At 66.3% G+C, this 23,147-nt stretch carries 21 protein-coding genes and 1 tRNA gene; 11 read left to right on the top strand and 11 right to left on the bottom strand.

The features are described from left to right. Positions 1 to 51: 51 nt before the first annotated feature. The 3 genes from KF785_01850 to KF785_01840 are packed head-to-tail and all read left to right on the top strand — an operon-like array spanning position 52 to position 6,549. The gene (locus tag KF785_01850) at positions 52 to 4,206 is read left to right on the top strand and encodes an amino acid adenylation domain-containing protein (GenBank protein MBX3145487.1); all 4,155 of its coding nucleotides are present in this window, start codon (positions 52 to 54) and stop codon (positions 4,204 to 4,206) included. Next, entirely contained in the window at positions 4,203 to 5,849 is a 1,647-nt protein-coding gene (locus tag KF785_01845) for a cyclic peptide export ABC transporter (protein MBX3145486.1), read from the top strand. The genes KF785_01850 and KF785_01845 overlap by 4 nt, the downstream gene beginning before the upstream one ends. Continuing rightward, positions 5,821 to 6,549: a 4'-phosphopantetheinyl transferase superfamily protein gene (locus KF785_01840; GenBank protein ID MBX3145485.1), complete on the top strand. Its 729-nt coding sequence runs from the start codon at positions 5,821 to 5,823 to the stop codon at positions 6,547 to 6,549. Before KF785_01845 ends, KF785_01840 begins: the two co-directional genes overlap by 29 nt. Here KF785_01840 and KF785_01835 read toward each other — a convergent pair. Then, positions 6,546 to 6,830: an HNH endonuclease gene (locus KF785_01835; GenBank protein ID MBX3145484.1), complete on the bottom strand. Its 285-nt coding sequence runs from the start codon at positions 6,828 to 6,830 to the stop codon at positions 6,546 to 6,548. The two genes, KF785_01840 and KF785_01835, sit on opposite strands and share 4 nt — an antisense overlap. Before the next feature lie 303 nt (positions 6,831 to 7,133). Between KF785_01835 and tkt the strand changes: the two genes are divergently transcribed. Together tkt and tal are read left to right on the top strand one after the other, a co-directional pair. Then, positions 7,134 to 9,146, top strand: coding sequence for a transketolase (gene tkt, locus KF785_01830; protein ID MBX3145483.1), 2,013 nt, complete (start codon positions 7,134 to 7,136; stop codon positions 9,144 to 9,146). Then, entirely contained in the window at positions 9,143 to 10,246 is a 1,104-nt protein-coding gene (gene tal, locus KF785_01825) for a transaldolase (GenBank protein MBX3145482.1), read from the top strand. Before tkt ends, tal begins: the two co-directional genes overlap by 4 nt. Before the next feature lie 3 nt (positions 10,247 to 10,249). On the opposite strand, the gene KF785_01820 is transcribed toward tal, so the two are convergent. From KF785_01820 to KF785_01795, 6 genes are all read right to left on the bottom strand, one after another. Beyond that, positions 10,250 to 11,056, bottom strand: a complete 807-nt coding sequence (locus tag KF785_01820) for a TonB-dependent receptor (protein ID MBX3145481.1) — start codon at positions 11,054 to 11,056, stop codon at positions 10,250 to 10,252. A gap of 17 nt (positions 11,057 to 11,073) precedes the next feature. Beyond that, complete coding sequence (locus KF785_01815; GenBank protein MBX3145480.1) at positions 11,074 to 11,823, bottom strand: carboxypeptidase regulatory-like domain-containing protein; 750 nt, start codon at positions 11,821 to 11,823, stop codon at positions 11,074 to 11,076. A gap of 25 nt (positions 11,824 to 11,848) precedes the next feature. After that, positions 11,849 to 11,919, bottom strand: a tRNA-Cys gene (locus KF785_01810). Between the two features lie 61 nt (positions 11,920 to 11,980). Beyond that, positions 11,981 to 12,430 carry a hypothetical protein gene (locus KF785_01805; GenBank protein ID MBX3145479.1) on the bottom strand — a complete coding sequence of 150 codons (450 nt, stop codon included), beginning with the start codon at positions 12,428 to 12,430 and terminating at the stop codon, positions 11,981 to 11,983. Positions 12,431 to 12,455: 25 nt separating this feature from the next. Continuing rightward, positions 12,456 to 14,060, bottom strand: coding sequence for a hypothetical protein (locus KF785_01800; protein ID MBX3145478.1), 1,605 nt, complete (start codon positions 14,058 to 14,060; stop codon positions 12,456 to 12,458). 26 nt (positions 14,061 to 14,086) lie between these two features. After that, positions 14,087 to 14,353: a hypothetical protein gene (locus KF785_01795; GenBank protein ID MBX3145477.1), complete on the bottom strand. Its 267-nt coding sequence runs from the start codon at positions 14,351 to 14,353 to the stop codon at positions 14,087 to 14,089. 308 nt (positions 14,354 to 14,661) lie between these two features. Here KF785_01795 and KF785_01790 point away from each other — a divergent pair, with 308 nt between their 5' ends. The 5 genes from KF785_01790 to KF785_01770 all read left to right on the top strand — a co-directional run bounded on the left by KF785_01790 (position 14,662) and on the right by KF785_01770 (position 19,139). Then, positions 14,662 to 15,240, top strand: a complete 579-nt coding sequence (locus KF785_01790; protein ID MBX3145476.1) for a hypothetical protein — start codon at positions 14,662 to 14,664, stop codon at positions 15,238 to 15,240. 35 nt (positions 15,241 to 15,275) lie between these two features. Next, the gene (locus KF785_01785; protein ID MBX3145475.1) at positions 15,276 to 16,112 is read left to right on the top strand and encodes a hypothetical protein; all 837 of its coding nucleotides are present in this window, start codon (positions 15,276 to 15,278) and stop codon (positions 16,110 to 16,112) included. Between the two features lie 81 nt (positions 16,113 to 16,193). After that, positions 16,194 to 17,288, top strand: coding sequence for a response regulator (locus KF785_01780; protein MBX3145474.1), 1,095 nt, complete (start codon positions 16,194 to 16,196; stop codon positions 17,286 to 17,288). A 55-nt stretch (positions 17,289 to 17,343) separates the two neighbouring features. Then, positions 17,344 to 18,333 (top strand): response regulator, encoded by a 990-nt coding sequence (locus KF785_01775; protein MBX3145473.1) that lies wholly within the window; start codon positions 17,344 to 17,346, stop codon positions 18,331 to 18,333. A 5-nt stretch (positions 18,334 to 18,338) separates the two neighbouring features. Beyond that, the gene (locus KF785_01770; GenBank protein MBX3145472.1) at positions 18,339 to 19,139 is read left to right on the top strand and encodes a GNAT family N-acetyltransferase; all 801 of its coding nucleotides are present in this window, start codon (positions 18,339 to 18,341) and stop codon (positions 19,137 to 19,139) included. Positions 19,140 to 19,151: 12 nt separating this feature from the next. Here KF785_01770 and KF785_01765 read toward each other — a convergent pair whose 3' ends face one another. Together KF785_01765 and KF785_01760 are read right to left on the bottom strand one after the other, a co-directional pair. Beyond that, positions 19,152 to 20,174: a M48 family metallopeptidase gene (locus KF785_01765; GenBank protein MBX3145471.1), complete on the bottom strand. Its 1,023-nt coding sequence runs from the start codon at positions 20,172 to 20,174 to the stop codon at positions 19,152 to 19,154. Positions 20,175 to 20,180: 6 nt separating this feature from the next. Continuing rightward, positions 20,181 to 20,747 carry a LemA family protein gene (locus KF785_01760; protein ID MBX3145470.1) on the bottom strand — a complete coding sequence of 189 codons (567 nt, stop codon included), beginning with the start codon at positions 20,745 to 20,747 and terminating at the stop codon, positions 20,181 to 20,183. Positions 20,748 to 20,940: 193 nt separating this feature from the next. Here KF785_01760 and KF785_01755 point away from each other — a divergent pair, with 193 nt between their 5' ends. Then, complete coding sequence (locus KF785_01755) at positions 20,941 to 21,357, top strand: hypothetical protein (GenBank protein ID MBX3145469.1); 417 nt, start codon at positions 20,941 to 20,943, stop codon at positions 21,355 to 21,357. Positions 21,358 to 21,398: 41 nt separating this feature from the next. Here the strand turns inward: KF785_01755 and KF785_01750 are convergent, their stop codons facing one another. Then, positions 21,399 to 21,797, bottom strand: coding sequence for a hypothetical protein (locus KF785_01750; GenBank protein MBX3145468.1), 399 nt, complete (start codon positions 21,795 to 21,797; stop codon positions 21,399 to 21,401). Positions 21,798 to 22,513: 716 nt separating this feature from the next. Next, entirely contained in the window at positions 22,514 to 23,128 is a 615-nt protein-coding gene (locus tag KF785_01745) for a hypothetical protein (protein MBX3145467.1), read from the bottom strand. Positions 23,129 to 23,147 lie beyond the last annotated feature (19 nt).

Here is a 23,147-nt window from a genome sequence, read left to right as displayed (position 1 = left end):
TGGGAGACCGGTCTCATTGAGCGTGCCCGACCCCACGTCGCCGATCAGCCGATGACATCGCCATCCGGTACCCCGGGCTCGGTGGCGGAGAAGCGCGAGCTGCTGCGCAAGCTGTTGCTGGAGCGCTCGGCCGCCACGCCCGACCGGCCTCGCAGCATTCCCACCCTGACCGATCGGGACGCCTCTGCCCCACTGTCGTTCAACCAGGAACGACTCTGGTTGATCGACCAGCTGCAGCCCGATGGCACGGCGTACACCATCCCGTTTTCCTTCCGGCTACGCGGCCCACTCGACCTCGCGGCATTCGAGGCGGCGCTCCGCGAGATCATCCGGCGTCATGAGACGCTCCGCACCCACTTTACCGCGGGCGAGGCTGGCCCCCGCCAGATCGTCGATGCGCCCGACGCTGTGCCCATCGAACGAATCGACCTGAACGCGGCAGCCGATCGCGACGCCGCTGCCTGGGCTGCGGCCGAGCGACTGATGACCGCGCCGTTCGATCTGCGGGCCGGTCCGCTGTTCCGCACGGCCCTGATCACCGCAGGCCCGGCGGATCACATCTTCGTGATGGTGTTCCACCACATCATCTCCGACGGGTGGTCGGTCCAGGTATTCCTCCGTGAACTCGTCGCCTCGTATCGGGCTCGGGTCACCGGCCAGGCTGCGGACCTGCCGGAGTTGCCGATCCAGTACCGCGACTTTGCCGTCTGGCACCGCGAATGGGCGGAGGGCGAGGCGTCCAGTCCGCACCTGGGCTACTGGCGGGAACGGCTGACGGGCGCACCCGCGGCACTCGAGCTGCCCACCGACCGGCCGCGGCCGCCGGTCCGCACCTTCCGGGCTGGCCGGCGATCCCTCGAGGTCACCGGCCCGGCCGAGCAGGCCTTGGCGGCGCTCTGCCGGTCGGAACAGACCACGCCGTTCGTCGGGTTGCTTGCCGCATTCGCCACGGTGTTGCACCGGCTCTCCGGACAGGACGACATTCTGATCGGATCGCCCTATGCGGGGCGGAGCCGCCCGGAGACGGAGCATCTGATCGGATTCTTCGTCAATACCGTGGTGCTCAGAGCCGATCTGGGCGGCCAACCTACCTTCCGCGACCTGCTCCACCAGGTGCGTACCCGGACGCGCGAAGCGCACGCGCATCAGGACGTCCCCTTCGAACGGGTGGTGGCTGAACTCAAACCGCCGCCCGATCCGAGCCGCACCCCGCTGTTCCAGGTGTTCTTCAACCTGCTGGGATTCGCCGCCGACACCTTCCAGCTGCCGGACATCGCCATCGAGCCCCGCGGCGGCGTGCCCGACGAAGCCAAGTTCGACCTGACATTTTATGCGCAGGAACTTCGGCCGGGCTATCGCTTCGTGCTGGTCTACAACGCGGACCTGTTCGACGACGCGCGCATCGGCGAGATGCTGGACCAGTACCATCAGGCTCTTCAGGTGCTGACAACCCATCCCGACCGCCCGATCACCGAGCTGAGCCTGGTAACGCCGGCCGCCGCTGCCCGGCTACCGGACCCCACCCAGCCGCTGGCGGCGGCGGTGACGGAATCGATCGTCGACCGGGTCGCCGGTCACGCCGCTCGGAGACCGGACGGGATCGCCATACGGGGCGCAGGCATCGCCTGGACGTACCGTGAGGTCGACCAGGCCGTCAACCGAATCGCCAACCGTCTCACCGCCGCCGGCCTGGGGCCGGGCGACGTGGTGGCCATCTATGCGCAGCGAGATCCCGCCCTGACACTCGCCGTGCTCGGCATTCTCCGAGCCGGCGCGGCGTTCACGATCCTCGACCCGGCTTACCCGGCCAGCCGCCTGCTCGATTGCTTCGCACAAGCGGCGCCGCGCGGATGGATCGCCCTCGACGCAGCCGGCCCGATACCTGAGGCACTCGCCGACGCTCTCGAGGCCGCCGGGCTCGCCATTCGCTTGACCCTCGCCTCGACCACCCCAATCGGCGACCTGCTGGCCGATGTCTCGGCAACGGCTCCAGCCCTTGCCATTGGAGCGAACACCGTTGCCTACGTGGCGTTCACCTCGGGCACGACCGGCCGGCAGCGCGGCATCGTGGGCACCCACGGCCCCCTGGCCCACTTCGTGGCCTGGGAGGCAGAGCGGTACGGACTCGACCCCGACGACCGCGTCTCACTGCTCTCGGGGCTGGCGCACGACCCGCTCCTCCGCGACCTCCTGACGCCTCTCTGGATCGGCGGCACCAGCGCCATCCCCGACCCGGCCGACTTCACCCGACCCGGCGCGCTGCGTGCCTGGATGCGCGCTGAGCGGATCACGGTTGCGCACCTGACACCGCCGATGCTCGATTTGGTGGCCGCGGGGGCCGAGGACAGCAACGCGGCCTGGCCGGACCTCCGCCTGGTCTGCTTCGGCGGCGACCGGCTCACGGCACGCCACGTCGCCATCCTGCGACAGCTCGCGCCCGCAGCGCAGGCGGTGAACTTCTACGGCACCACCGAAACTCCGCAGGCCATGGGCGTCTACGACGTCCCCGACGGCGTGCCGACCGGACCGATCCCGCTCGGACAGGGTATCGACGGCGTCCAGCTCCTCGTCGTGACCGTCGGCGGGCGCCTCGCGGGCATCGGAGAGCCCGGCGAAATCGTGGTCCGCACTCCGCATCTCTCGGCCGGGTACCTCGGCGACCCGGCCCACACGGCGGCGCGATTCCACAGCAACCCGTTCACGAATTCCCCAGGCGATCGCGTCTATCGCACCGGCGACCTCGGCCGCTATCGCCTGGATGGTCAGGTCGAGTTCCTCGGCCGCGGCGACCGTCAGGTCAAGGTGCGCGGCTACCGGATTGAACTGGGTGACGTCGAAGCAGCGCTGGCCTCCTTCCCGGGCGCCCGAGAGGCCGTGGCACTGACCCGACCCGATGCCTCCGGGGACCCCAGCCTGGTGGGCTACCTCGGCGGCACCTGGGACGCCGAGCCCCCGGCGGACGCGATTCGCCGCCACCTGGCGAGCCGGCTCCCGACCTACTGCATTCCGAGCACGCTCGGTACTCTGGCTGCGCTGCCGCGGACACCGAACGGCAAGATCGACCTCCGCGCGCTGCCCGACCTCGAGCCCGCCGCGACGGACGCCGATCGCGTGCTGCCCCGCGATGCCGTCGAACTCCGCCTTGCCCGCCTCTGGGAAGAGGTGCTGGACCTGCCCGCGGTCGGTGTGCACGACGACTTCTTCGCGCTGGGCGGACACTCGCTCGTGGCCGTCCGCTTGTTTGCGCTGGTGGAGAAGCACTTCGGCAAGCGCCTGTCGCTCGCCACGCTGCTCGCCGCGCCCACGGTGGCGCAACTGGCCGACGTGCTGCGTAGCGAACAGCGAGCCGGCCCGGAAGGCGCGCTGGCTCCGATCACCACCCAGGGCACCCGGGCACCGTTCTTCTGCGTCCACGGAATCGGCGGCAACGTGCTCAACTATTTCGACCTGGCACGCGAGCTCGGACCCGATCAGCCGTTCTACGGCCTCCAGGCCATCGGCCTCGACGGCCGTACGCCTCCGCTCTCGAGCATCGACGAGATGGCGCGCCGCTACCTGATCGAGATCCGGACCATCCAGCCGCACGGTCCCTACCACCTGGGCGGCGGCTGCATGGGTGGAATCGTCGCCCACACCATCGCCGTCGAACTGCAGCGCGCCGGCGAAGAGGTGGCCCTCCTGGCGCTGCTCGACGTGCCGGCGCCGCGCCCGCTGGGCTGGCGGGACCGGCTCGGCCTCTTGATGGGTCGCCACAAGCCCCTTCGCGCGGTAGCCAGTCTCGCAAATCGCGGGCTCACTTGGTGGAACCTGCCGGCCGACCGGCGCTGGGCGCGGCTTCGCGCCGTGTTCGTCCGGCCCGCCGCAACGTCCCACGAGCCGGTTCGAGAAAGGCGTGCCCAGGAAGCGACACGCACCTCGGTTCAGCACGCCAACTACTTCGCCATGAAGCGGCACCGGCCGGGCACGTTTCGGGGTCGCATCGTCCACTTCTTCTCGGATCGGCCGCCCGACGGCGAGCTGGGCGACCGCCGCCTGGCCTGGGCCGACCGCGCCACCCTTGGCCAGGAAGTCATCCCGATCGGCGGCGGTGATTCCGGTCTGATGCTGACCCGACCCCACGTCGAATTGCTGGGCAAGCGCCTGGCCGACGTGCTCGACCGTTCCCTGCCGTCCGATCCTGCCGGACGCGATGCGGAGCCCGCATGAACCTGTTCCGCTTTCTCTTCCGGACCGGCCGCCAGGGCATCATCACCGTCATCCTGGCCGGCGTCGTCGGAGGTCTCGCCAGCGCGGGATTCGTCGCACTGGTCAACGCCGCCCTCCACACCACCCGGCCCATGCTCATCATCCTGGGCTTCATTGCAGTGGCGATAGCCCGGGTCGCAACCAACCTGATCGCACAATGGAACCTGGTCACGTATGCCCAGGAAGCGATTCTGCGCCTCTGCAACCGGCTCAGCAGTCGCGTGATCGAAACGCCCTTTCGAACCCTCGAGCGGATCGGGGCGCCCCGCATCATGACCACCCTGACGGACGACGTCGGAACCCTGTCGGCCGCCGTGCAGGCAATCCCGACGGTGATTACCAACGCCGCCGTCCTGCTGGGGTGCACGCTCTATCTCGCGGTGCTCTCCTGGCCTTCCGCCCTGGCCCTCGTGGTGTTCGGAGCGCTCGGCGCCCTTGGCTACCGAGTCCTGATGCGGCGCGCGTCCGGACCGATCACCGCCGCGCGACGCGAACGGGATGTGCTCTTCCGGCATTACCGCACCATCACGGAGGGCATCAAGGAGCTCAAGATGAACCGGGCCCGACGCGACCACCTCCTCGCCAGCCAGGTTCCCGCCGCAACCGAACGCCTCAAGAATCTCAACCTGGACGCAGCACGTCACTACCTCGCGGCAGACGGCTGGACCCAGAGCATGTTCTTCCTGATCATGGGTATCATGCTGTTCGGCCTGCCGGCAGTGTTCGAAACGTCGACCCGCTCACTGACAGGCTTCGCTTTTGTGGCACTCTACGCCATGGGGCCGGTCTGGGCCATGCTTAGCGCGCTCCCGGTCTTTCATCGCGGACAGACCGCCCTTGCGCGTATCGACGAACTGGGGTTGTCGCTCGAACAGGTGGCAGAAGACGCCCCGATACCCAGCGGAACGACCCACGGCGCCACTATCGACCTGCGCAATGTCTCGTTCAGCTACCGTGACGGCAGCAGCAACGGCGGCTTTGCGATCGGGCCGATCGACCTCTCACTCCACCCCGGCGAGATGGTTTTCATCATTGGAGGCAACGGCAGCGGCAAATCCACCTTCGTCAAGCTGCTCACGGGATTGTACCCGCCGCAGCAAGGCACCATCCGAATCAACGAGCACGAGGTTACGGGAGCCAATCGAGAGAGCTACCGCGAGCACTTTGCCGCTGTCTTTTCGGATTTCCACCTCTTCGGAGACGTCACCGGCCTGGCCGGCGCTGATGTCGACAGCCGCGCACGAGACTACCTTGCCCTCCTGGGACTTCAGGACAAGGTCACCGTTCAGGACGGCGTACTCTCGACCACCGCACTTTCGCAGGGCCAGAAGCGCCGGCTGGCCCTGATGGCAGCTTACCTCGAAGACCGACCGATCTACGTCTTCGACGAGTGGGCCGCCGATCAGGATCCCGGTTACCGTGAGATCTTCTACGCGCGACTGCTGCCCGAACTCAAGGCGCGCGGAAAGACCGTCGTCGTGATCACACACGACGACCGGTACTTTCACCTGGGCGACCGGGTCATCAAGCTGGACTACGGCCAGATTGTGGACGACTGGCGACCAAGCGAGCATCGTGAAGCACGAGCCGCAGCTCAGCCCTGACCGCGTCGACGTGTGGCTGATTCAGGTTCCGGCCTCCGTCCCCGCGACCCTGCAGGCGGCGCTGAGCACCGCGGAACGGAAGCGGGCGGCCCGATTCGTTTTTGAGAAGGACCGTTCGACCTACCTCACCGGCAGGGGCACCCTCCGTCACCTGCTTGGTGGCTACCTGGGCATTGCCACCGAGCTGGTCGAGATCCTCGAAGGCCCCCACGGCAAGCCGACACTGGCGCCAAGCCACGAGAGCCGAATCCGATTCAACTTGTCGCACTCGGGCTCGCTGGTGCTGATTGCCCTGACCCTCGACCATGAGGTCGGCGTCGACATCGAACACGGGCACGACCACTTCGACCTGCTGGAGCTGGCCGAAACCGTCTTCTCACCAAGCGAACGGCAGCGCCTGGCGGATGCCGCGCCGGCGCTGCACCGGACGCTGTTCTACAGGTATTGGGTTGCCAAGGAAGCCTACATCAAGACCATGGGGGGAGGACTGTCGATTCCGCTCGAAGCTTTCTCGGTCGCCTTCGATGAGGCCGACCCGGACCGCCGGTTCACCATCGTGACCCGCGAGGGAACCTCGCCGGTGCACGGCGCCTGGCTCGAGGCGCCGGATGGCTACGCAGCAGCCGTGGCGCGCACCGACCCGGCCTGGTCCGTGCGCACTCACCCGACCGGAGAGCTGCCCCCGCTGCCAGATTCCTAAAGGATCGGTTTTTCGACCAGGTCCCGCACGGTCTGCCGGATGCCGTCGGACAAGTGCTCCCCGTAATGCAGCAGGAACACCCCCCGCGAACGACGCGCGAGCAGAAAGCCAAGAAAAGGCATATCGGCCTTGGCCGCGTTGCAGCTCTTGCAGGCAAGCACGAGGTTGTCGGAGCGGTCGTAGGCGACCTTGCCCTTACGCGGCTGCACATGGTCCAGCGTGATTTCTTCGGGGGCGAAGGTCTCGCCGCAATAGGCGCAGACCGGCCCAAACCGGCTCATCAGGACGTCCCGGTGGGCCTGATACGATTTGCTGCCGGTACGGCGAAGGGTTTCCGAGCTGCGAGCCGCACTGGGGGCGGGACCACCCCGGCGGCGACGATTGGTATTCGGCACAGACCGCAAAGATAACAAGTTTGCCCTGTTCCGGGACTTGCGGGGCCCGACCAGTCACCCGATCCAGGCACGCAGATTCGTCCCGAAGTCCGGAGGGCGGGACGATTATATTGACGCGATCCGTCACCATCGACCTTCCGCTTCGATAGAGGAGGAGCGCGCTTGTCGGCCTCCGCCCCGTCCCCTGCCATGTCACTCGATCTGACCAGCGCCGCCGCCTGGTCCGCCATCAACGCGATCCGGGTCCTCTCGATGGAAGCCGTCGAGCAGGCCAAGTCGGGACATCCCGGCACCCCGATGGCACTCGCCCCGGTGGCCTATGTGCTCTGGCATCGCCATCTCCGCCATGCACCCGGTGCACCGGACTGGGCCGATCGCGACCGCTTCGTCCTGTCCTGCGGCCACGCGTCGATGCTGCTCTACTCGCTGCTCCACCTTTCGGGCTACGATCTCCCGCTCGAGGAGATCCGTAATTTCCGGCAGTGGAACTCGCGCACCCCCGGACATCCGGAGCGAGGGCACACCCCGGGCGTCGAGACGACCACCGGCCCGCTCGGCCAGGGCATCGGCAACGCCGTCGGCATGGCGATGGCCGAGCGATTCCTCGCCAGCCGGTTCAACCAGCCGGGCCATAGCATCGTCGATCACCGGACCTGGGTTCTGGCCAGCGACGGCGACCTGATGGAGGGCGTCGCCGCCGAAGCGGCCTCCCTCGCCGGCCACCTCGCTCTGGGCAAACTGACCGTTATTTACGACGACAACCGGATCACCATCGACGGTTCGACCGACCGATCGTTTTCCGAGGACGTTCAGCGTCGCTTCGAGGCCTACGGCTGGCGAGTCCTGACCGTTGCCGATGGCAACGATCTCGGCGCCATCGATGCGGCGCTGACCGAGGCCGCCGCACCGTCGGACAAGCCCTGTCTCGTCGTGCTGCGCACCGTGATTGCCGACCCGGCCCCGACCAAGCGCAACACCGCCGCCTCACACGGCGCCCCCCTCGGCAAGGACGAGATCGCCGCGACGAAGGCCATTCTCGGCTGGCCCGAGGAGCCCTTCCATGTGCCGGCTGAGGCGCGGACCCACTGGGCGGAATGCCGAGCCCGGGGCGAGGCCCGATTGGCCGAGTGGAACGCAGCCTGGGCCCGGTACGCGGCAGCTCATCCAGGCCTCGCCGCAGAGCTGACCCAATGGTTGTCGGGCACTGTCACGGTCGACTTGGCAGCGATCCTGCCCAAGTACGGTGCCTCGGACGCCCTCGCCACCCGGCAGGCCTCGGCCGCCGCGCTCAACGCCATCGCGCAAGTGATGCCGAATCTCGTCGGCGGGTCCGCTGACCTCGCGGGCAGCACGGGCACCGACATCAAAGGCGCCAGCCTGTTTCAAGCGGGACGGCCCGGGCAGATGGTGGCCTGGGGCATTCGCGAACACGCCATGGGCGCCGCCATGAACGGGATGGCCGCCCACGGCGGGATCCGCCCCTTCGGCAGCACCTTCCTCGTCTTCGCCGACTACGTGAAGCCGGCCATCCGTCTGGCCGCCCTGATGGGGCTGCCGGCGATCTACATCCTGACCCACGACTCGATTGGCGTCGGCGAAGACGGACCGACGCACCAGCCGATCGAGCACCTGGCCATGCTGCGAAGCATCCCCAACCTCGTGGTCCTGCGGCCCGGCAGCGCGGCCGAGACCGCTGAGGCCTGGCGGGCGGCCATTGCGCGTGTCGATGGCCCGACTGCGCTGATCCTGTCACGGCAGAAGGTGGACGCCGTCGACCACTCGGCCGCGAGCGCAGCTGGCCTGCACATGGGCGGCTACGTTCTCTTCGAGCCCTCCACGCCGCCAGAAGCGATTCTGCTCGCAACCGGCTCCGAAGTAGGCGTCGCGCTCAAGGCCGCCCGTGACCTGGCCGACAGCGGTGTGCCAACCCGACTCGTCTCGCTACCGAGCTGGGAGCTCTTCAAGGCCCAGTCGGCGGAGTACCGCAATCAGATCCTGCCCCCCTCGATCAAGGCCCGGGTTTCGATCGAGGCCGCGACTACCTTCGGCTGGCTCGCCTGGGTCGGGGACAGTGGCGAATCGATCGGGATCGACCACTTCGGGGCATCGGCGCCTGGCGAGCGCCTGTTCGAAGAGTTCGGATTCACCCGGGAACGCGTTGTCGCTGCCGTTCGCCGGGTTCATCAGCGGAGAGCGTCATGACCAATCCACTCGTTCGCCTGGGTCAGCTGGGCCAGAGCCCCTGGTACGACTTCATCACGCGCGAGCTGATTGCGAGCGGTACGCTTGCCGCCCTGATCGCCGACGATGGCCTGCTGGGCATGACGTCGAACCCGACCATTTTCGAAAAGGCCATTTCGGGCAGTCAGGACTATGACGCCGACGTCCGACGGTTCATGGCCGAGGGGCTCACCCCGGACGCGGTGTTCGAATCGCTGGCCGTGGCCGACGTCCGAGCCGCCTGTGATGCGTTCCTCCCGGTCTACCTGAGCACCGAGGGGCGCGACGGTCTGGTCTCGCTGGAAGTGTCACCTGCGCTGGCGCAGGATGCGGCGGGGACGGTCGCGGAAGCCAAACGCCTCTGGACCGCGCTCGATCGGCCGAATGCAATGATCAAGATCCCCGGCACCGTGGCGTGTCTGCCGGCCATCACGGAGTGCATAGCTGCCGGGATCAACGTCAACATCACGCTGCTGTTTTCGGTCGAACGCTATCAGGCCGTCATCGACGCCTACCTGACCGGCCTGGAAACCCGGATCGGGGCCGGGCTCGCGATCAACAAACTTGCCTCGGTGGCCAGCTTCTTCGTGAGCCGCGTCGACAGCCGAATCGACAATCTGCTCGATCAGCAGAGCAAGGCCGAGGGACTCCGCAGCACCATCGCGATCGCGAACGCCGCGTTGGCGTACCAGGCGTTCCAAGCCGCGCTTGCGACCCCGCGTTGGCAGCGTCTCGCCGCCCACAGCGCCACTCGGCAGCGCCCGCTCTGGGCCTCCACCAGCACCAAGGATCCGCGCCTGCCCGACGTCTACTATGTCGAGGCCCTGATTGCCGAGGATACCGTCAATACGCTCCCCCCGGACACCTTGAGTGCCTACCGGGATCACGGCGACCCCGCCGTGCGGATCGATGCCGCGATCGCAACGGCGGGTGACCGCCTCGGGCAGCTCGCCGAGCGGGGCATCAACCTCGCGGAGGTGACGGCGTTTCTGGAAGAGGACGGGCTCGCGAAATTCGCCGCGTCCTATCAGGCGGCGGTCGATGGCCTCGCAACCAAGATGGCGGCCCTCACCGCCAGCTGACGATCAGCGACGGGCAGCGAAGTCAGAGTTGGTCGAGTCGGCCACCCGTGGCTCCGGCTCTGGCTTCGGCTCTCGGGGCCGTCGCGGCGGCGGCGGTCGGGTCCACAACGCGATAGCTCCGCACCGAGTCGAGCCCGTCTCCAGTTCCGGAGGCGTTTCCGATGGTCCCGAATAGACCTCGATCCCTTCAACCTCACTGACCGGGGTGAGCCACAGCGCCGACGGATGTGCCGGAATGCCATCGATGTAGTAGCCAGGCCCGCAACCCCGCGGTGACCGCACCATCTGCGCCTGACAAATCGCCCCTCGGCATTCGACCCGGACTCCCGCAACCATCCGCAACGCATCCGGCAGGTAGCGCACCTGCCGCTCTTCGAGCAATTGCCTGGTGATATACCGACCGCGTCCCTCGGACTTGCGTCGCAGCCAGTCGCGCGGACCATGCTCCGCCCGCTCGGCGACCGACAGATCGGGCAGTCGCACCGCCTCGGAGCTGGCCAGGAACTCGAGTTCGAGTGTTTCGCGTTCGCCCAGGAGCAGCGGGGAGTTCATCGTGGTGAAGCCAATGGCCGCAGCTTCGATCAGATACTTGCCAGGATCGAGGTCACGGAACTGAAATCGGCCCTTGGAATCGGAAACCGCGTTGAAGGTGGTGCCGATCAACCGAATCCGTACGCCTTCGAGCGGCCGGCGCGGCGATGTGGACATCACCACGCCCTTGATGGTGCCCGACCCGGACTGCGCAACCATCGGCTCGATCCCATCGACCAAACCGATCGTGGGCACCGCCAGCAGGCAAGAGAGGATCATCAAATGGCTTTTCATGCCTACCCCCTTCGCGTCGAAATCGCGATTGCTCCACCACAGCGCGCCTGATCGTTGTTCAACTCGGGCGGCGTCTCTGACGGGCCACGGTATATCTCCAGGCCGAGGACGTCGGCCGGTGCCGTAAAGTCGAGCGCAGCAAGCACGCTCCGCTGCTCGTCGAGAAAGACTGCCGGCGCACAACCACGCGGGTGGTTGTTGAGGCGCACCGAACAGTTGCCTGCCTGACAATCGATCCGGACCCCAGGCAGCTGGCGGAGCAGGTCGATCAGGCGGTGCGGGCGACGGGCCTGAATATCGTCCTGGTCGAAGTAGCGACCGTTGCCGTTGGCACGGCGACGCTCGAACGCGCTGACCGGGATACTGACCGCCGGCCTCATTCCCGAATCGCCCACCGCGACCGCCGGCCGGGCCTCGGAACCATCGATCCGGAAGTCGACCTGCTTACGTTCGCCCTGAGAAAGCGTAAAGGTCGCCACCAGTGGCGCGGCGCCCTCCAAGACAGCCTCGATCCGGTAGGTCCCGGAGTCGAGGTCTGAAAAGACAAACCGACCGGCGGAGTCCGTCGTGGTCGATCGTTCGACGGTCACGAGAACGACCCCAACCCCGCTCAGCGGACGTTCTGCCGAGCCCGAAACGACACGACCTGTGATGGAGGCAGACCTCGGCTGAGCCGCACCCGGTACCGGGTGGGCAGCGTGGCCGACAGTGGTGGCCAGCACCGTCAGGACGGTGATGGTCCGGAACTGCATGAATCCCCCGCGCATTGGGGGTGAGAGGCGCCGACCGGAGTCGAACCGGTGATGGAGGTTTTGCAGACCTCTGCCTTACCACTTGGCTACGGCGCCGGAAGTTCGGAAAACTGGCACCGCCGCCTGATCGCGGCAAGGGAAGGTTCTGATCCTCTCCCTACGGCACGGTGTCAGAAGGGGTTCCAGCCACCCCCCGGATGCCGTACACGAAAAAATTGGTGTCTCCGAAGCAGCGAGTGGGCACCCCACGGTGCTCTCCGTAATGAAGCACCACCTGCCTCCCGATCATGGCCGTAATCTCGGGCACGATCGCTTCGTCACGGACGGTGAAGTGCCAGATCGTGGGCGCCGCCGCCGTGGGCGTGATGTTGAGCTCGCCCTCCCAGGTCTTACAGAGCCAGCCCTTCCTGGAAAACTTGTACAACTGGCCGGATCGCTCCCCATCCGAATACGACCACGTCAGGACAAACCCCGTGTAAATGATCGAGAGCAGAATCGGGACAACAATCACCGCCGCCAGCACCACCGGCCAGCGCTTGCGGCCCGCCGCCACCGGGCTTGCTTCGGGCTCCGGCGACGGGTCGGACGGAGGTTCGGATGCGGTCATGAATGAGAAGCTACGGGAAACTCGATCACTGGTCCAGCCGACCGTTTGTGTTGAACACAAACCCCTTGCCGAAAGCCACCCGCCAGGCCGGACGGTCAAGGCCGTCACCCCCGGTGTAGGCAAAATCGAGCCGGGCTGGCGAGAGATCACTGGCAAACGTAAGTCCGAAGCGAAGTCCCAACCCGACCGAGTATCCGGCCCGGACGGGCGCGCCGCCATACCAGGCTCCGCCATACTCGCCAAATGCCGCAACCCCGAGCCCGGCCGAGTTGAGGAAATCGTCGAAAACCGTATAACGGAGCTCGGTCCCGATCAGAAACGCGCGGTCTCCGGAAAACGCGTGGGCCCGAAAACCACGAGGGCCAAGACCCAGACCCAGGTCGAACTCCGCCCCGGGCATGGGATTCTTCTGCCAGCCCCTCGCCGCGTGAAAGACGGCCATCTGTCGCGGGGCCGGTTTCAGGACGACGAGGCCGGCCAGGTGCACCGCACCGGAGTCGACTACGCCCGCATCGGTGAACCGGGCATGCGCCGAGGTGGAAAACCTCGCAAACCCCCGACGCCAGCCCAAGCCGGTGTACGCGGAAAGGGTGGGCACAACGCCATTGTCCCGATAGCCGAAGGCCTCGGGGGTCAGACCGAGCCCGAAATGGACCACGGTGCTCAGGTCGACATCCTCCTGCCGGCCGATGCCCTCGAAGTCCTGGCTGACCAGGAAGCGCGCCGCCCGCCATTGGACAAACGGAGTGATGGCACCGGAGACACTCCGCCCCAGGGTATCGACCCGCGACTGGGCGGCATAGTCGTCACGCCTCAGCTGCGCATTCACCCCGAGGCGGACGTACCCGGAAGGGGACCGGGACAGCGCATGCCCCACCCCGGTACGGGCCAGCCAGAAGCGGCGCTCGAGAATGGCGGCCGGGTCGGGATTTCCCTCTGCAAATCGCAGCACCCGCTCGTCACGCTGCTCGCCGGAAACGAACCAGCTGGTCGGCGACGAGTACGAGAAGAAGGGCTGGGCAATGTCGCCGTAGACGGTATGCCCGTCGCTGCGCCTGTCGTAGAACGCGGTCAGGCCGACTCGGCCACCGATCAGGCGATGCCGCTGGAACGAGGTGGTGACGCCCTCGCGATCGGGGGTGCGCCGGTACCGAACCATCACCCGAGTCGCCGTACCGAGGAGATTGAGTTCGTTGACCGAGACGGCCCAACTCCGACTCTCGTCGGACCCGACGATGGAGAACTCGAAACGCGTCGTGAAGGCATCCTGCGTCCGAACCCGGAGGACCAGGCCCGAGTCGGATCGGACCGAATCGACCGCCACTCGGCGGAAGATCCGCAGCGCCCGGAGCCCCCGCTCGGTCTCTGCCGCCCGCGCCGAATCGTAGACCTCGCCCGGACGGAGCAGCACCTCACGACGGATCACGCCGTGCCGCGTCGTGATGTGCAACCCGTTCAGGATCCTGGCGACCAGTGTATTGGCTTGTTCCTGCGTGTAGACGTCGCTCGTCTCGATCACCACGGCGGTGATCCGATTCGGGTCGTGAACCGCTGAGTCGGAGGGTACCTGCGCAAGAAGCGGAGCGGCGATGGACGCGACCGCGACGAAGAGAACGGAACAGCGAAGCATGAGGGACAGCGGGGGCTCGACGCGGCTCAGGCGAGACTTTCGAGCACCCTCCAAAGCTCGAGCGCACTGAACTCATGAAACCGCTGAAGCAGATCCTGTTCCGTCCGTTCGATGAAGATCCACCCGGTCGACCGCTGCGCCGTGTCGGAAACGAAATGCACCCGGGCCCTGACAGGGACCGAGCTCGTGTTCGTTTCGAGATACACCTTCCACGTAACGCCGCCGCGCCCGAGGTCGCCCAGGTGATGGGCACCAGACACATTGGGAATCTCGGCTGCCGTAGGCTGTGTCATAAGTCCTTACAGTTCGCCTAAGATAGGATGGTAGCGGAAGGTTCGTTCCAGCACCAGACCCACCCCTCACCGTGGCGGCCCAAACCGCTTACTTTTCTCGCGCTATGACCAACTCGTCACCAACGACCTGCGCCAGCTGCGGCACGACTTTCACCGGCCAGTTCTGCAGTCAGTGCGGCGCCCGGGCCGGACAGCGTCGCTGTGAAGGGTGCGGCAGCGACCTGACACCCGGCGCCCGCTTCTGTCACCGATGCGGGTCAGAATCGGGCCGAGGTGTAGGGGCCCGCAAAGAGCGATTCGCCTGGATCGTGGCGGGACTCATCGCACTGCTGTCCGTTGCCGCAGTGGCTTACAGCGTTGGTCGAGGCAACGCTCCGACCCCACCAACGCCCGCCATGGCCAACGCCGGATCGAGCGGCGGTACCGCTGCCCCGGCGGGCCGTGCGCCGGATATCAGCAACATGACGCCGCGACAGCGCTTCGACCGCCTGTTCGAGCGCGTCATGCGTGCCGCAGAGGCCCGCTCGGCCGATACCGTCATGATGTTTGCCCCGATGGCACTCGATGCCTACGGCCTGCTGGCAGCAAACGACGTCGACGCCGACGCCCGCTATCACGCCGCCATGATCCACACCGTGGTCGGCGAATTTGCCCGCGCCAAAGCCAAAGCCGACTCGATCCTTGCCGCGCAGCCCAACCATCTGTTCGGCTACCTGATCCGCGGCGAAGTGGCCGAGTACGAGAACGACTCGGCGGCTCTCACCGCCAGCTACGCCGATTTCCTGCGCGCCTACGACGCCGAGATGGCAGCCAACCGGGTCGAGTACCTCGATCACCAGGCCGTCATCACCGATTTCCGCAACCGGGCCCAGGCCAACCGCCGCTGACGGCGGCTTGGCACCCTAATTCGAAGAGTCTTGTCATGCTGATTCGTGTTGCTCATTCCCCCGATTCCGACGACGCTTTCATGTTCTACGGCCTCTCGTCTGGCGGGATCGACACGGGCAACCTCAGCTACACGCACGAGTTGCAGGACATCGAGACACTGAATCGCCGAGCCCTCCACGGAGAACTCGAGGTCACAGCCGTCTCGATCCACGCCTATGCCTACCTGGCTGACAAGTATGCGCTGCTGTCCAGCGGCTCATCCATGGGTGATGGCTACGGACCCCGCCTGGTGTCGACCGAGCCCAAGCCGGCCGACCCGCGCCAGGCGATTGCCGGCAAACGGGTCGCGGTCCCGGGAACGCTGACCACCGCCTTTCTGGCCCTCAAGCTGTATCAGCCTGATTTCGAGCCGGTCGTGATGCCCTTCGACGCCATCGAGGATGCCGTGCTCCGCGGCGACGTCCCGGTCGGACTGCTGATTCACGAGGGTCAGCTGACCTATACCGACCTCGGGCTCCACCTCTGGGAGGACCTTGGCGCCTGGTGGCTCGCCGACACCGGCTTGCCGCTGCCCCTGGGTGGTAACGTGGTCCGTCGCGACCTGGGCCCGGACGTCATGAACCAGGTTGCCCGGGACCTGAAGGCCTCGATCGAGTACTCCTTGGCACACCGCGGCGCCGCCCTGGCCCACGCCAAACAGTACAATCGGGGCATCTCCGACGAGCGGACTGATACCTTTGTCGGGATGTACGTCAATCAGTGGACCGTGGACTACGGCGAGCGCGGCCGGAAAGCAGTCCAGCTGCTGCTCGACCGCGGCCATGCCGCGGGCCTGATTCCGCACCGAATCGCGGTCGAGTTTATCGGGTAGCTTGCTGGCGTGGACCTTGCCCGCAAGTGGCCACTGTCACAGATTCATCCACGACGGGCACACTCGGGAGACGATCGTCTCGTGGAACAAGCCGCCGCACCGTACCAGTTTGCCAGCGCACCGAAGGGCCCGGTCACGATCCTCGTTGTCGACGACGAGGAACCGATCCGCAACGCCCTCAAACGCTTCCTGACACACCAGGGGTACGAAGTCACCACCGCGGCAAGCGGCGGCGAAGCCACCGATGCACTCCACCGCCAGAAGATTGCCTGCGTGCTCCTCGACGTCCGCATGCCGGACGCCAACGGGATCGACCTGGTCCCCAAGGTGCTCGAGATCGAGCCCAACGCCGCCATTCTGATGCTCACTGCGGTCAACGACGCCGCCAGCGCTGCGCTCTGTATGCAGCGCGGCGCCATGGATTACCTCACCAAGCCCGTCGATCTGACCGACCTGCTCCGCGCAATTCACCGCGCGCTGCGCCGTCGGGATACCATGATCGAGAGTCAGCAGATCAATCATTGGCTCAAGGAAGAGGTGGCGATCCGGACGGCGGAGTTGCGGATGGAGCGGGCCAACCTGGAGCGAATCTCGGTTGCCACGCTCGAAGCGCTCGTCAACGCGCTCGAAGCCAAGGACCCCTATCTCCGCGGCCACTCGGCCCGTGTCGCCGACATGGCGGCCACGGTGGCCGCCGAAATGGGGATGGACGAAGAGGGCGTCGAGCTGGTTCGAACCGCAGGGCGGCTCCATGACATCGGCAAGATCGGTATCCGCGAAGAGATCCTCAACAAGCAGGGTCCCCTGACGGACGAAGAGTTCGAGCACGTCAAGAATCACACGGTTACAGGCTCACAGATCCTGGCGCCACTCGCCCACTTGAAGCAGATCATCGATGTCGTGCGCAGCCATCACGAACGATGGGACGGCAAAGGTTACCCCGACGGCCTGAGCGGCGACGAAATCCCCGCCGGTGCGCGGATCATCGGCGCCGTCGAGATCTATGACGCGCTGACTACCTCACGCCCCTATCAGGAAAAGATGGTGCCGGAGCTGGCTATCGAACGCCTGCGCGACCTGGTCGGGACCGTCATCGATCCGCGTGTCCACCGGGCACTCCAATCGGTCGTCGCCCGCCGCGAGGCCCTCATCTTCCTCGACGACGCGCGTGCCTGATCCTGCCACAGTTCAAATGCTTGTCGTCGATGATGACGCGAGCATGGTGCACCTCATGCGCCGACTGCTCAGCGCAGCAGGCTACGAGCACATCTCCGTCGTCAGCTCGGCAGCCGAGGCCCTCAGGGCCTCCAGTAATGCCGATATTATCCTGCTCGACTACCAGCTGCCCGACGGCACCGGCATCGACCTGCTGCCCCGACTCGTGGCCCGGCCGAACCCGCCCTCCGTCGTGATGGTAACAGGCGAGGGCAGTGAGACCCTCGCTGCGGCCGCCTTGCGTGCAGGCGCGGAGGACTACCTGGTCAAAGACGGCAACCTGCGCGAGCTGTTGCCGCAGATCGTCGAACGGGTCCGGCGGCGGCGTGCCCTGACTGCCGCCCAGACGGCCGTCGAGCAGGAACTGGTCCGCGCCGAGCGCCTGGCCGCCATCGGCGAAATGACGGTGACTCTGCATCACGAAATCAACAATCCGCTGATGAGCGCCTCGGCCGAGGTCGAGTTGCTGCTGGCGGACCGCAACCTCGATGCGGACCATCGGAGCGCCCTCGACTCGGTCCGCGAAAGCCTGCTGCGCATCCGCAATATCATCAAGCAAGCCGGCGACCTTCGCCAAGCGGCCAGCGCGGACTATCAGGTCGGCCTCCGGATGATCAACCTGGCGGCGGGCAACCAGCCCGTCGTGCAGCATCGCGGTCGAGCGCTGGTCTGGATTCCTCACGAAGACACCGCGCGACTGGCCGCCCTGATCCTTCGTCACACCGGCTTCACAGCCGAACGGGTCGGCTCGGCGAGCGAGCTGGCCTCGAATGCCAACCGGATCGACGTCTCGCTCGTGGTGCTGTCTGCACCCGGCACCTCCGACCCGAAGGCCGCGCTCGGCGGCTTCGTGCCCGACCGCAACCGGATCTATGCTCTGGTGGCTCTGGTCGACGGAATCATGACCGGGGCACGCGCCGCAGGCGCCGACCGGGTCGTGTCGATGCCGTTCGACCCGGCCACCCTGGCCGACGAACTTCTCGCTGCGGTCGGCGAACGGCTCTAGGCCCCGTGACGGTCAGTCTGATCGACCGCGCCGACCGGAACCTGGCTCTCCACAGCGGCTGGATCCAGCGGCAGCTCCCCGGCATGACCTGTCGCGACGACCTGGGCCTGCAACTCGCTGACTCAGGGCTCCCCTGTGACACGTTCAACATCGTCTGTCACACTCGGCTCACCCAGGACCTGGTCCCTGGTGGTATCGTCTCCATCCTCGAGCATTTCGGCGCCGCCGGTCGCCCGTTTTCCTGGTGGTGCGGTCCGGGCGATCAGCCCAGGGACCTCGACCGCTTCCTGACCGATGCAGGGCTTGCGGCTGACGAATCCGAGGTCGCCATGGCCGCCAATCTGGACTTCCTTAGTGCGGAGGCAGCGTCACCGGACCCGACGATTCGGATTGCTCGGGTCCGTACAGCGGATGATCTCGAGCGATTCGCCGGCTTGCTGGCCGCGAACTGGGACCCGCCAGACCAATCCGTCCTCGTCTTCTATCGCGCCGCAGCCGACCTGCTGCTGACGCCCGATTGCCCGATTCGGCTCTATTTGGCTTGGTCTCGCGAACAGGCGGTCGGGACCGCGGAGGTCACTGTCGGAGGCGGGGTCGCTGGCCTCTACAATCTGGCAACGGCGACCGCGCACCGCGGCCGGGGTATCGGATCACTCCTCGTGACGAGGCCGCTCATGGAGGCAAGGATGGACGGAATCGATACGGGAATACTGCAGGCAGCGTCAGGTGCGCAATCGCTCTACCAGCGCCTCGGATTTCGATCGTTCGGCAGCTACACCGAATACAAGCTCTCGCCCCGCGCCTGAACCAACGCCCCGTCAGCCGGGCAGCGACTCCACTGCCCGCGACCCGTCGGGTCCCAGGAACGACATCGCCCGCAAGCGTGCGACTCGCTCTTCGATCGGCGGGTGCGAGGCCATCATGCCCAGAAACCCGCTCTTACCAGCGAAGCGCCGCTCGGCGGGATCGACGATGCACATGTGTGCGGCACCGCGGGCAATGAAGCGAGTCGGCGCACCTGAGCCATCGAGCTTGGCCAGCGCACTGGCGAGGGCTGCAGGGTTGCGGGTAAACTGGGCCCCCGTGGCATCGGCCAAGAACTCGCGCTTGCGGCTGATCGACATCGCCAGCAGGCGCGTCACGATCGGGGCGAGAATCAGGCTGATGAGCCAGAGCCCCAACACCAGCAGCGCGAGCGGATTGGCGTCCTTCTTCCCGCCACGCGAGTTGCTCCGACGTCCGCCGCCGAACCGCAGAAAGTTCCGCATCATGTCCGACAACAGCACGATGGCGCCGATCATCCCGGCCAGGAGCGTCATCAGCCGGATATCGTAGTTGCGCACGTGAGCCATCTCGTGCGCCACGACCCCCTGCAGCTCATCGCGGTTCAGCATCCGCAGTAACCCGGCTGTCACCGCCACATGCGCTCGCTCCGGATCGGGGCCGGTCGCAAACGCATTGGGGTCGTCATCCGGCACGATCCAGATCCGAGGCTTGGGAACGCCGGAGGCAATGGCCATTTCCTCGACGATATTGACCAGTTGGCGCTCTTCGGGGGTCGCGGGATCGACGACCTCGCGAGCTTTCGACGCCGAAAGGACCTGCTGGGCGCCACGTTTCCAGGAGAAGAGGGCCACGCCGCCCGCGATCAGCGACGCGATCAGGCCGATGACCGGAACAACGTGGCGATACTCACCGGGCCCCGCATCGCGGGTGAGGAGATAAAAGCCGAGATCGCCGCCGAACCCGACCCAGGCGGTGAACAGGACGAACCCCGCCGTGAGCCAGGTCGAACGACGTTTGTTGTGCTCCTGCTGCTCGAACAGGTTGCGGTCGGTCACGCCACCTTAGGGCCTCTTGAAACCAAGATCGACCTTCGGCACGGCCCGTTCGGCGGCGTCCTCGATTTCCCAGAGCTCGGCCGGCGAGGCTTTGGCGAGCCCGACGACGAGATTGGTGGGGAACTGGGCCTGCTTGGTGTTGTAGAGCGTGGCCTCGTCGTTGTAGAGCTGACGGGCAAACGCGATCTTGTTCTCGGTACTGGCCAGCTCTTCCTGCAACTGCCCGACGTTGGTGGTGGCTTTGAGATCAGGATAGTTCTCACTCAGCGCAAAGAGCCGACCGAGTGCCTGGGTCAACTCCCCCTCGGCCTTCGCGGTGGCGCCGACGCCGTGGGCCTGCACGGCGCTGTTCCGCGCGGCAATGACCGCTTCCAGGGTTTCCCGCTCGAAGCTCATGGCGCCCCGAACCGTCTCGACCAGGTTGGGGATCAGATCATGTCGGCGCTTGAGCTGCACGTCGATCTGCTTCCAGGCGTTCAGCACCCGGTTCTTGAGCGCAATGAGCTGGTTGTACGCCCCGATCACCCAGAAGACGATCACGACCACTACCACCGCGAAGATTATCAAGCCCATGACCCGTTGCGCCCCCTCGCTATACGTGTCCGACCGACCCCCGGATGGGACCGTCTGCTAAAGATGGGCTGGTCGGGGCCGAGCGCCAGGGTTCGGGGTGATTGCGTTGGAATGGCCGGGTCGCCGGTCGATCCGGTACGCTCGAGCCGCAACGCCGCGCCATCTTGTGGTCCGGGTCGACAGGAGAGTTCCCATGACGTTGCTCGAAACGCTCGCCGTTCTCGGCATGGCGGGGATTCTGGCTGGTACGGTCGTCGTCGGCGCAGGCCGGCAGGCAGACCGCGCCCGGGTCACCCTGGCTCAGGCGGCAATACTGGACGCCTATCGGGCCGGCCGCGCGGCGGCCGAGACCCTGAATCGCGGGGTGGAGGTGGTGATAAGCCAGGATTCCATCGTCGTTAGAGATCCGGCGCATCCGGAGCGGCTCCCGATCCGCCGGAGGGCCGGTCCGGGATCGGTCGGCGTCGTGGCAACCCCAGCCACGCACACCCTGACTTACGCACCAAGTGGACTGGCGGTTGGCGTTGCGAACACGACGCATCGACTTCGACGCGGCACCGCCGAGCGAACCGTGGTGGTGTCCCGGCTCGGCCGGCTGCGAGTGGAGTGAGGCAGGCGGCCCCGGAAACCGGGGCCGCTCCCTGGTGAGGTCTACTCGCGGTCGAGACCGTACTTGCGGATCTTGGCAAGCAGGGTCGAACGGGCAATGCCGAGGAGCTGCGCGGCGTTGCGGCGGTTCCCACCGGTGAACTGGAGGGTGGCCGCGATGTGGCGACGCTCGATTGCGTCGATCGGCTCCGGCACGCTGGTCCGACCGGCCCCGAGGGCGCCCCGAACCTGCTCCCAGTCCACACCCGGAAGGTTGGTGTCAACCAGAATCGCATCCGCGCCAGAGCTCAGAGCGTCCAGCGCAGAGCCGCCAGATTCCTGGACGATCGGGTTGTGGCCATGGGCTCGGAGCGACTCCGCGAGCTCGCGAGTGAAGGCTTCCCGGTCACTCGCAATTACAACGTTCAAGGTACGGCCGGTCGTGAACACGGAGGTCGTCATGTCATCACCTCGACAATTAGCGGAACATACTTGCACGGAGATGGACACCGGTCCCGCGTGATCACCCCCGCGGGCGGCATTTCACCCACTCCGGGAAGGGGACGTCCGACCGGAGCAAACTTGTACGCCCCCGGAAAAGCCGAACGGCCGCACAGGCTTTGAGACCTGTCGCGGCCGTTCGTCAGACAAGCACCCACCCAGTCGAAGCGCCAAGCGCCCCGTTCTTCTCCCAGATGCCGCCAGAAGGCTGATCCGCCTTCGGTAGGGCAGCCAGGGCCCGGTGGGCCGATTCCCGGCGCAGATGGCCATCTCCGCCGGTTCGCTCGTCCAGGCGCTGCGAGTCGGATCGGGTCGCGGACCGACCCTTCGCACTGCACCCCGAGGCGCCAGATCGGGGCGGGTGGAGCGCGCGACTGGCTCCACCGCTTTCGCCGAAGTGACACCCGAGTTCATCGTGACTGCGGATTCAGCAGAACCCGATCAGCACTCCCTCGACGTTCGACGAAAGTCGCTCATGGTTGAACGGCGTCAGAAACGACGTTCTCCCAGAGACACTTGCAAGGTTGCGGACCTGACAAAATGCCGCAAGTGCCTTTATTTCTTCGGGTTACGCGATCGATGTTGAAGAGGATGTGGGTCGGTTGGAGCGGTGCGACAGGCGTTTATGGCGTTGATAGCCCCGTGTGGAAAATGTTGACAGAACGAATGGGGATAAGTCAGGCCTCCAGGCCGACCTCGATGTACCGATAATCGGGCACGGGCTCCATCGAACTGAAGACGGCTCCGGCCGCACCGGCAGCAAACCAGCCCCCGACCAGCATCCGAGGACCATCGAGCTGTTCCACGATAGCCCGAAACCAGCGCCGAATGTGACGAACTTCCGGTGCCCGGCGCCCCAGCAGAGCGAGGAGCGCCCCCACACCGGACGTGGCCCTGAGAAAGTGGGCCAGGGCGTGGGCGCGTTGGGAGAACTCGACGGCTTTGACACCCGGTTCGTCGAACAGCACCCGTCCTTCGAAGACATCCATCGGAGGCGCATCGAGACGAGGACCGAGATAGACGTACTGGCGTCCGTCGGCAACCTTGCGCTCGACAACGGCGGCGGCCGTTTCGCTGGTCAGGCGGACGGCCTGGATCATGTCGTCATCCTGGAGGATGCCGACCGCGCCGGTCCACTCGAGCGCCGCCAGGGCCGTATCGACCGGGCACCCTGTGGCATCATCGAATGCGATGAGCCGGGGCGCTTCACCAGCCTGCAGCAGAAAATGCGCGAGGCTCTCGGCGCGATCGGAAAAGGTGCGGATCACGAGACTGGACGGCGTGGTCGACATCGTTTCAAGATATCGGGTC

This window comes from Gemmatimonadales bacterium, assembly GCA_019637315.1.
Classification (GTDB): Bacteria; Gemmatimonadota; Gemmatimonadetes; order Gemmatimonadales; family GWC2-71-9; genus SHZU01.
This window is presented reverse-complemented; position numbering and strand designations above follow the sequence as displayed.